Annotated in this window: 9 protein-coding genes; 3 read left to right on the plus strand and 6 right to left on the minus strand. The window is 48.8% G+C overall.

Annotated features, from left to right (window positions below; genetic code table 11):
• Positions 1-34: 34 nt before the first annotated feature.
• The 3 genes from IQ219_RS12120 to IQ219_RS12130 are packed head-to-tail and all read right to left on the minus strand — an operon-like array spanning position 35 to position 1,871.
• On the minus strand, positions 35-385 hold the full coding sequence (locus IQ219_RS12120; protein WP_194072767.1) for a DUF5615 family PIN-like protein: 351 nt from the start codon (positions 383-385) through the stop codon (positions 35-37).
• On the minus strand, positions 386-697 hold the full coding sequence (locus tag IQ219_RS12125; RefSeq protein WP_194072768.1) for a DUF433 domain-containing protein: 312 nt from the start codon (positions 695-697) through the stop codon (positions 386-388).
• Between the two features lie 16 nt (positions 698-713).
• Positions 714-1,871: an iron-containing alcohol dehydrogenase family protein gene (locus IQ219_RS12130; protein WP_190599513.1), complete on the minus strand. Its 1,158-nt coding sequence runs from the start codon at positions 1,869-1,871 to the stop codon at positions 714-716.
• A 382-nt stretch (positions 1,872-2,253) separates the two neighbouring features.
• On the opposite strand from IQ219_RS12130, the gene chlP reads away from it, so the two are divergent.
• The 3 genes from chlP to IQ219_RS12145 all read left to right on the plus strand — a co-directional run bounded on the left by chlP (position 2,254) and on the right by IQ219_RS12145 (position 4,196).
• Positions 2,254-3,477 (plus strand): geranylgeranyl reductase, encoded by a 1,224-nt coding sequence (chlP, locus tag IQ219_RS12135; RefSeq protein WP_190599512.1) that lies wholly within the window; start codon positions 2,254-2,256, stop codon positions 3,475-3,477.
• A 94-nt stretch (positions 3,478-3,571) separates the two neighbouring features.
• The gene (locus tag IQ219_RS12140; RefSeq protein WP_190599511.1) at positions 3,572-3,826 is read left to right on the plus strand and encodes a DUF2281 domain-containing protein; all 255 of its coding nucleotides are present in this window, start codon (positions 3,572-3,574) and stop codon (positions 3,824-3,826) included.
• Complete coding sequence (locus IQ219_RS12145; RefSeq protein WP_194072769.1) at positions 3,810-4,196, plus strand: type II toxin-antitoxin system VapC family toxin; 387 nt, start codon at positions 3,810-3,812, stop codon at positions 4,194-4,196. The genes IQ219_RS12140 and IQ219_RS12145 overlap by 17 nt, the downstream gene beginning before the upstream one ends.
• Positions 4,197-4,372: 176 nt before the next feature.
• Here the strand turns inward: IQ219_RS12145 and IQ219_RS12150 are convergent, their stop codons facing one another.
• The 3 genes from IQ219_RS12150 to IQ219_RS12160 all read right to left on the minus strand — a co-directional run.
• The gene (locus IQ219_RS12150) at positions 4,373-5,431 is read right to left on the minus strand and encodes a glycosyltransferase (RefSeq protein ID WP_194072770.1); all 1,059 of its coding nucleotides are present in this window, start codon (positions 5,429-5,431) and stop codon (positions 4,373-4,375) included.
• A 40-nt stretch (positions 5,432-5,471) separates the two neighbouring features.
• The gene (gene sat / locus IQ219_RS12155; RefSeq protein ID WP_194072771.1) at positions 5,472-6,644 is read right to left on the minus strand and encodes a sulfate adenylyltransferase; all 1,173 of its coding nucleotides are present in this window, start codon (positions 6,642-6,644) and stop codon (positions 5,472-5,474) included.
• Between the two features lie 511 nt (positions 6,645-7,155).
• Positions 7,156-9,304 (minus strand): ribonucleoside-diphosphate reductase subunit alpha (locus IQ219_RS12160; protein ID WP_194072772.1); only part of this gene is annotated, 2,149 nt, incomplete at its 5' end.

Consider the following 9,304-nt stretch of genomic DNA (forward strand, 5'->3'; position numbering starts at 1 on the left):
GTAGTAAACCTTGCATAATCCCTTAATCAATTAACTATTTAAAAGGAATATATTCCACTGTATTTATCCATTCATCTGGCTCAGAAAGTTTTGCAATTAGCTCAAGATCCCTAACAAATTGACCAATAGTTCCTCCTAGTTGATGTTCAAAAATTAGACCACCGAAGCTTTCTCCTTCAACTTGCCAAGTTTCAGCCAGCACTCTAAAGCGAATATCTTGGGTAAAAAGTACATATCCAAGTTCAGTTACCCTTTTTAAAAGTAGATTGTCTGTAAGCTCGCAAGCATCATCTTCAAATGCAGTCAAAACCTCTACTCCTCGACGGCGTAGCTGATCGGCGATCGCCAGAGGAACATGGACATCTAAATAAATATTAACTGTCACTTATAAAATACCTCTACTTCTCAGACGGGAGTAAAAAGGTGATTTTGGTTGAGAATCTGCTTCCTGGATTGACTGCCACTGTTCTTGAATCTGTTGATCAACTTCTTCTTGATGATCAAAATAATAGTCCATGGCGGAATATGCTTCCGAAGGCTTTAGATAGGGATGTTGGCGGCACATTTCATCCACAGACCAACCGTGGGAAAGATAGTCCATAACAATATGGGCAACTTGAATGCGAGGCAATCTTTCCAGATGGGCTGGCTGGTCGTCTACTTTACGAATATGGGGATAATTAGTAACAGTTAACATTTTTGATCATTCACATTTAAAGACCGGAATTATCTTGAATTTGGGCAAATAATTGACGAGCACCTTGTTCCTCCACTAGCGTGGAAACCATGGCCGCCATTAAAATTTCTGGGGTCACAGTAAAGGGTAAACGGTGAATGTCCGAATTGGGTAAACAGGTAAAGTTCGCCGTCTGCCGTAAGTCCTCCAGGGAAATTTGTCCTAGACCCAGATCCTTCAGGGTTTTGGGCAAACCTATCTGATCGTAAAAGCTTAACAATTGCCGGCGGGCAGTGGCCGCCAGTTGGTTACCGCTGACCAATTCCTCTAGGCGTAACTGCACCAAAATGCCGTAGGCGACTTTTTCCCCATGGAGAGCGTGGTGGGCCTGGGGCAATTGGGTTAAACCATTATGGACAGCATGGGCTGCAACGGTACGACAGTTGGCCCCACCCAAACCACCGATTACCCCCGCCATTAACAAACTGGCATCCACCACTTCCCGCCAAGTTTCACTGCCTGGATGGGCCAGGGCTTCAGCGGACTTTTGCAGGAGAATATCCCTTAAAATGCGGGCCTGTTGCACCGCGGCCACGGTGAAGGTGTCACTGGATTGGCCACTGCTGACAGAAGCTTCATACCATTTGGCGATCGCATCCCCAATGCCAGCAACTAGTAACCTCGGTTCCGCCCGTTGGATCAATTCATAATCCACAATCAATAAATCAGGGCAACGGTCCAGGGCCACGTCATAAAGGAAAGCCCCGGTTTCGCTGTAAACATTGGCCAGGGCCGTCCAACCTGCACAGGTAGCAGCAGAAGTGGGCACCGTGGCGATCGCCAATTGGGTTTGATGGGCCAACAGCTTAGCAGTGTCCAGGGCTTTGCCTCCCCCAATGCCAAGGATAAAATCCGGTTGTTCTTGGTGAACCCGTTGCCGCAACTGTTCTAGGGAAGACTCGGCACAGTCAGGTAAATAGCTGGCAAGAGGGAGGGTCAGGCCATAGCTTTTTTGCAATATTTCTAAAGACTTTGACCCCAGCTTAGCGGTGTGGTTGCCCGTCACCACCAGACCCTTGCTCCCCAATTTTTGCAAATGTGTCCCCGCCTGGGCCAAGGCACTACGAATCACCACCGTGGGGGCGATCGCCATGGAAGCCAAAGGTTGGGTAACAGGGGAGATTGATGGGGCCATAGTCGCAGGTTTATTTAGTCGCAATAGTTGCCAAAATTCAATTTGAAACCAGGTTATGCCAGCCTAGCCCTGGGCTATTGATTCGGGAAAATCACTGGTATTAATCGGCTCAAAACTATTCTAGAGAAAAAAAGAATCTTTTTGCCTCCTCCCCTGCTCCGACCGTAAAGCTCTCATATTCACCCCGGCCAGATCAATGGTTAAAACTGGGTCAATACTATGGTGACCAGGTTTAACGTAAAGTTTTGTAACGGTTTTGTAAAGCTCTATTGCAACTTTGCCATCCCAGCGGCGATCGCCTACCCCTAAGCAAAAAGACCGTGATAGGATGCGATCCGTGCTCGCTCACTTTTTTTATTAAAAGAAATTTAGGAGAAAGGCTTTGGTATTACGGGTAGCAGTCGTTGGAGGGGGCCCCGCTGGTTCTTCCGCCGCCGAAATTTTAGTAAAAGCCGGAATTGAAACCTACCTGTTTGAGCGTAAGCTAGACAACGCCAAACCCTGTGGTGGGGCAATTCCCCTCTGTATGGTGGATGAGTTTGATCTGCCCCCGGAAATTATTGACCGCCGGGTGCGCAAGATGAAGATGATCTCTCCTTCCAACATCGAGGTCAACATTGGCCAAACCCTCAAGGACGATGAATATATCGGCATGTGCCGCCGGGAAGTATTGGACGGGTTTCTCCGGGAACGAGCGGAAAAACTAGGCACTAAGGTAATTAACGGCACCGTTTACAAACTTGACATTCCCAGCAAAGAAAGCGATCCCTACACCCTCCACTATGCTGACCACAGCGTGGGTGGCACCACTGGGGAAATGAAAACCCTAAAAGTGGATGTGGTGATTGGAGCTGACGGCGCTAACTCCCGCATTGCCAAGGCGATCGATGCCGGCGACTATAACTACGCCATTGCCTTTCAGGAACGGATTCGTCTGCCGGAAGACAAAATGGCCTACTACGACGAATTAGCGGAAATGTATGTAGGGGATGACGTTTCCCCGGACTTCTACGCCTGGGTATTCCCCAAATATGACCACGTGGCAGTGGGTACCGGCACCATGAAGGTGAACAAAGCCCGCATTAAGGATTTGCAAGCGGGTATTCGCACCCGGGCCGCCAAAAAGCTCGAAGGCGGAGAAATCATTAAAGTAGAAGCCCATCCCATTCCTGAACATCCCCGGCCCCGCCGGGTAGTCGGTCGGGTCGCCCTGGTGGGTGATGCCGCTGGCACCGTCACAAAATCCTCTGGGGAAGGCATTTATTTTGCCGCTAAGTCCGCCCGCATGTGCGCTGAAACTATCGTTGCCACCAGCAATAACGGTCAACGGATTCCCACCGAAGCCGATCTCAAAACCTACATCAAGGAATGGGATAAGCGTTACGGCATAACCTATTTGGTTTTAGATATTCTGCAACGGGTCTTCTACCGCACCGATGCCACCAGGGAAGCCTTTGTGGAAATGTGTTCCGACATTGATGTGCAAAAGCTAACCTTTGATAGCTACCTGTACAAAACCGTGGTGCCTGCCAATCCTTTAGTGCAAATGAAAATTACCGCCAAAACCATCGGTAGCTTGCTCCGGGGTAACGCTTTAGCCCCTTAAATCACCAATTTGTTAATTTTCAGTAGGATGGAAGAGTGGGCTTCGGCTCACTCTTTTTAATAAAATTCTAATCTTTTCATCCATCCTATTTATTATGTCAGACTTATCTAGCGAAAAATTAATCGAAATTTGGGATGAACTACCTGAACCATTAAAACAAAAAACCTTAGAGTATATAGAACGTCTCGTCGATACTTCTAAAAAAACACAGGGAGAAACTTCAGAAGAAAAAATTAAAAGAAGACTTAAAGGCTTTGGTAGTTGGAAGGGAAAAATTCATATTGCTGATGATTTTGATGAGCCTTTGGATGATTTTAAGGAATACATGTCAAGTGAAACTTCTATTTGATACTCATATCATTCTCTGGTATCTGGAAGGAAACACAAATTTGAACCGTAATCTAATCCCAGTAATTAAAAATCCCCAAAATAAACTTCATGCTAGCATGGCAAGTCTGTGGGAAGTTTCTATCAAAGTGGGACTAGGAAAACTTTTATTAGATAGGCCTTTTTGTGAGCTTAAGGAAAATTTGAAGGAAAACGATTTTAAAATTATTGACATTACTTTTTCGGATACTTTATGTAATGAAAGCTTACCCCTACATCATCGAGATCCATTTGATCGAATTTTGATTTCCCAAGCGATTAGCCGTTCTATGACCCTAGTAAGCCAAGATTCTAAATTTAAGCAGTATCCTGTCAAAATACTAGAGTTATAAAGAAGATAGAATTTTTGCTTTTTGTTGTATGATTTCTGATGATAAATTAGAAAGATATAATTCATCATCAGATTATATATACTTAAAAGAACTTGAGGAGTAGTGGATGCTGGACTAAGATTCGGCTCTGCCCTTTTGTTTTGGCCAGAGTTGTTGGTCTTCTCAGCAGTTTCCGTTCACGGGTTGAGCATTTCCTCAAACCATTGCTCCAGACGATCGCCATAGGCAGTGAGGGAATAACGGCGATCGGCCACTGAACGACAATGGGCACGGTCTATATCTGGTATTTTGCCCACAGCGGTGGCCAAAGCTGGTACATCGTCAGGGGTGACCAAAAATCCAGTTTGTCCCGTTTCGACAATTTCCTGGGGTCCTCCCCGGTCATAGGAAATTACTGGCACACCACAGGCAAAGGCTTCCAGGGCCACCCTCCCCAATGCTTCCACCCATTTATGGGTCATTAGCAAAGCTTGGCATTGTCCCAAAGTCTGCTGAAATTCCTCCGTGGGTAAAAATCCGCCATACTCTACCTGGGCCCGGGGATAGTCCCTTTGCAGAGATTGCCAATATTTTTCATCTTGGAGATAACCAAATACCTGGAGGGGTAACTGGGTGATTTCCGCCACAGCAAAAGCGTCCTCTAAGCCCTTTTCGGGGGAAATACGACCGGCCCAAGCTAAAGTTTTGCCTGACTGGGGAACGAATTGGTATTGGGCCAAATCAATGCCGCTGCTCAAAATGCGGAAGGAATCTGCCACGGGGTAGGTTTGGGCCTGGGCTTGGGTGTGGGCCCCCAGCGTGCCGGGACAGAGCTTAGCCACCCGGTTGATCGCCTGGTCCATGACCGCATTCCAGGAGCTAATACAAACATAGTGCAACACCGGCCGCTGCAAAAAGGGAGAGAGGTAAAAAGGTAACCATTCGTAGCCAAAATCGACTATTAGGTCATAATTTTGCTCCACTTCCCTGACGTAGTCCCACATGTGGGCCACCGCCGCATCCTCTGGCATCAGAACCGGGTCATGGTAGGTGGGTTGGGGAATTAACGGTTGCAACGCCCCAGCAATTTCTTGCACCGGTAAACCGGCGATCGCCGAGCCAGTGGGGGCGACAATTTTGACCTCGTGGCCGCGGCTGACCATGGTGCGGGTAATGTTTTTTAAATTCAGAGCCACTCCCCCCAATCGTCCAGAATTGAGGGAGCTGACAGGACTGGAAACAAATAATAGGCGCATATTAATGCCCGAGGATAAAGGGTGAGTTACCCTACTCCTTCTAGCTTTCTCCCTGCATGGCCCGAATTAATTCCTGGGCTACCTCAGGACGGGAGAATTCCGGCGGCGGCAATTGTCCATCCCGTAACAAGGCCCGCACTTTAGTACCAGAAAGGTGAATGCGGTCTTCCGGGCCGCTGGGACTGGTTTTGGTGGTGGCCATTTGCAGGGTCTTTTTACAGTAAAAAGCGTGCTCAAACTTCATCGGCACAATGCCCAACGCTTCCGGGGCAAATTCGTTGAAAATTTCCTGGGCATCATAGGTGCCGTAGTAGTCCCTCACCCCAGCGTGGTCCCGACCAACAATGAAATGGGTACAACCATAGTTTTTGCGAATGAGAGCATGGAAAATGGCTTCCCGGGGCCCAGCGTAGCGCATGGCGGAGGGGTTAATGCCCAAAATCACCCGATCCTTGGGGAAATAATTATCCAACATGATTTCGTAGCAACGCATCCGCACATCGGCAGGGATGTCATCGCTTTTAGTTGCCCCCACCAAGGGATGGAGAAAGAGGCCGTCTACCACTTCCAAAGCACACTTTTGGATGTATTCATGGGCCCGGTGGATGGGATTACGGGTTTGGAAGCCAACAATCGTTTTCCAGCCCCGTTCAGCAAATAATTGGCGGGAGGCGGCGGGGTCAATTTGATATTTGGGAAACAGGGGATGGGGCTCCCGTTCCAGTAACCAAATGGGACCAGCGAGGTTAATGGGGCCTTGGTCATAGACCACCTTTACCCCAGGATGGGCCTGGTCATCGGTGCGGTAAACATTTTTAGCTTCGTGGGCTTTGTTGTAGTGATATTTTTGGATTAGTTCTAACACACCAATGAATTTACCGGTGCTGTTATCTAATCGGACCCAACTGCCCACTTCTAGGGGGGCGGCCACTTCCTCCGTCACGGATAATGTCACCGGCACCGACCAGGGCAAACCGTTGGCGAGCTTCATTTCCTCCACCACCAGTTCGTAGTCGTCCTGCTCCATGAAACCCTTCAGGGGACTAAACCCCCCAATGGCAATCATCACCAAGTCCGATGTGGCCCGTTCATCCAGTTGCACCCTGGGTAATTTATCGGCGATCGCCAAAAATTCCTGGCGTTCTGCTTCCGGGGCGAGGCGATTGATCAGTTGGCCGCCGTGGGGGGCAATGGCTGCGAGGGAAGTGGTCATGGTTAATTGGTAAGAGATAGGGGAGGTGATTGGCAAAAATGTGATTGTTTAAACCCCAGACTAGATTGCCATGGAGGGGCGACAAAACTCAACTAGCGGCACTATCTTGTTAGGCCGCCGGGATGGAATCTGTGTAATCAGTCAGGCCGGTATTAACGACGGGTACCTAAACCCATTCAAAGTTGTGCAGTTTACCGTCAGCATTGGTGAGTATTTTCTTGAGCCGGACGAACTTTTCTCCACAAATTCTGGACTAATGGAGGTTAATATCGCAGTCACATCTGACGCATTCTGGACCAGAATGGGAGCCTCCAGCCCTATTGGGGGAAACCAGTCTTTCTCGCCCGATATTTAAGGGGACATTTAAAAAGTAAGACCATAAAGAGAAAATCTGCCATGATTCCCCTTTTAAAGGAGTTTTGTTGGCAATCCTGCCCTTGTAAGGCATTTAAGGATTGTCAAGGAAGATTTAGTCTCATTTTTAGAGTTGGCAAACAAGCTTTTAGATCACTTAATTAGCACAGGCCACACAGCCATCGGAGGAATCCTTAAAGTCATCCTTTTGCACAGTGCGGATATAGTAGATCGCCTTACAACCGGCCTCCCAAGCCATTACAAGGGTGTCAAAAATATCTTTGGCATTGAGGCTCCTTTCCGGTTCCTCGGGAAAATAAATGCCCGCATTAAGGTTGAAAAGTAGCTCCATGGAAATGCCGGTATCAATCCATTGCTGGATGGCAGCCACTGCTTGTACCACTTTGCGTTGGTCCATGGTTTTGTTCTCAGGATAGAACCAGAAACAGTTGCCAATGAAAGGGGGCGCAATGGGAACGGTACCTTTGGCCCATTTGTCGTAAAAGAAACGGCTATAGACCGGCAAAATACTGGCGGTGCAACCCTGCACTAGGGAAGAAGAAGTATTGGGGGCGATCGCCGTGATGTGGGAGTTGCGAATGCCGTGGGTTTGGATGTCGTTGGAGAGTTTTTCCCACCGTTCCGGTTTAGCCGCATTGGTTTGGAACCAACTAACGGGCTTCGAGCCAATCAATAGGCCTTTTTGCCAATCACTGCCGGCAAAGGCGGGGTAGGCTCCCCGTTCCTTGGCCAGTTCCATGGAGGATTGGGTACACCAATAACCAATTTCTTCAAATAAACGGTTGATATCAGCCAATTGGTCGTAATTGAGGCGACGTTTGGCTAACCAGTCAGCTAAGCCCATGGCCCCCACCCCAATGGTGCGGTATTTATGGTTATGACTCTTAGCATCGGCAAAGGGAGGCGCGGTCAATTCAATGGTATTGTCCAGCATCCGCACGGCAATTTGACTGACCCCAGCGATGTCCTGCAAGTCTAGATTGGCTAGGTTGAGGGAAACAAGGTTGCAGCAATGGGCATCTTGGCCAGGAGTAACGTTGGAAAAGGATTCACAGCAAAGATTAGTGCCAGGAATATAACCCTGGTGTTTATTGGGATTAGCCTTGTTGATGGTGTCCTTAAAGGAAAGATAGGGCATCCCGGTTTCCACCTGGGTACGCATTACCTGCTTAAACAATTCCCGTGCATTAATGCGTTTGTAGAGGGTAATGGTTTCTCCTAAGGCCGCTTCGATAGAACGGTAGACTTCTGTGAACTGATCGCCCCAGAGCTCAGCCAACTCAATGCCCATTTTTTCCCTGACTTCGTAGGGGTCCACCAACGTCCAATCTTCTTTGTTAATGACCCGCCGCATAAATTCATCGGGCAGGATTAGTTGGGGAAAAATATCATAGGCTTTACGCCGTTGGTCGCCATTTTCCGCCTGCATTTCCAGGAATTCCGGCACATCCAAATGCCATACATCCAGCCCCACTGTGACGGCCCCGGCCCGACGCCCCCCTTGATTAACGGCGATCGCCGTATCGTTGAGCAATTTTGTCCAGGGAATTACCCCCCCCGAAGCGTTGGGCTTACCCATCACCCAACTGCCGGTGGCCCGGATGCGGGAAACGTTCACCCCTACCCCACCACCATTTTTTGAAATTCTGGCCGCATTGGTAATTTCACCAAAAATGCTTTCCAAATTGTCTTCCATGGCCACAATGAAGCAGGAAGTGAGGGACCCCCCAGGAACTCGCAAATTCGCCAGGATGGGGGTAGCCAAAGAAATGCGGCGGGCGGCAATGGATTCGTAAAATCTCCGGGCCCATTGCAAACGGCGATCGGGAGCTTCCACCGAAGCCAACAACAAAGCACAGGTCAGCAAAGCTTCCTGGGGTAACTCATTGGGCAAGAGGTAGCGACTGGTCAGCAATACCGCCCCGGCATAGTCGTAATCCGTATCCCAGTCAGAGTTAATCCAACAGCCCGCTTCCTGCAATTCCGCCTCGGTGTAGGTCAGGATGCGGGAGTCATACTCCCCATTGGTGACCTTGGTTTGCACCGTGCGCAGATACTGCCCATATTGATATCCCCGCCGCACCAGAGTATCTTTCCACAAGCTCCAAACATGCAAACGACCAGCCACATAGCGCCAGTCTGGTTCGTTGGGACTGCACATTTCCAAAGCACAGCTAATTAAGTTATCTTGAATTTCCCTAGTGCTAATGCCCTCCCTTAGACGGGTAGTTAAACCAGCCTCAAGGGCAATGGAGTTCACTTCCAACCCAAGACAGGCCCAGCCC

This window comes from Synechocystis sp. LEGE 06083 (assembly GCF_015207725.1).
Classification (GTDB): domain Bacteria; phylum Cyanobacteriota; class Cyanobacteriia; order Cyanobacteriales; family Microcystaceae; genus Synechocystis; species Synechocystis salina.

Excerpts from the sequence above, each read along its gene's own strand:
- IQ219_RS12125 (WP_194072768.1), bottom strand. The coding sequence starts at position 697 with ATGTTAACTGTTACTAATTATCCCCATATTCGTAAAGTAGACGACCAG.
- IQ219_RS12130 (WP_190599513.1), bottom strand. The coding sequence starts at position 1,871 with ATGGCCCCATCAATCTCCCCTGTTACCCAACCTTTGGCTTCCATGGCG.
- IQ219_RS12140 (WP_190599511.1), top strand. The coding sequence starts at position 3,572 with ATGTCAGACTTATCTAGCGAAAAATTAATCGAAATTTGGGATGAACTA.
- IQ219_RS12150 (WP_194072770.1), bottom strand. The coding sequence starts at position 5,431 with ATGCGCCTATTATTTGTTTCCAGTCCTGTCAGCTCCCTCAATTCTGGA.
- sat (WP_194072771.1), bottom strand. The coding sequence starts at position 6,644 with ATGACCACTTCCCTCGCAGCCATTGCCCCCCACGGCGGCCAACTGATC.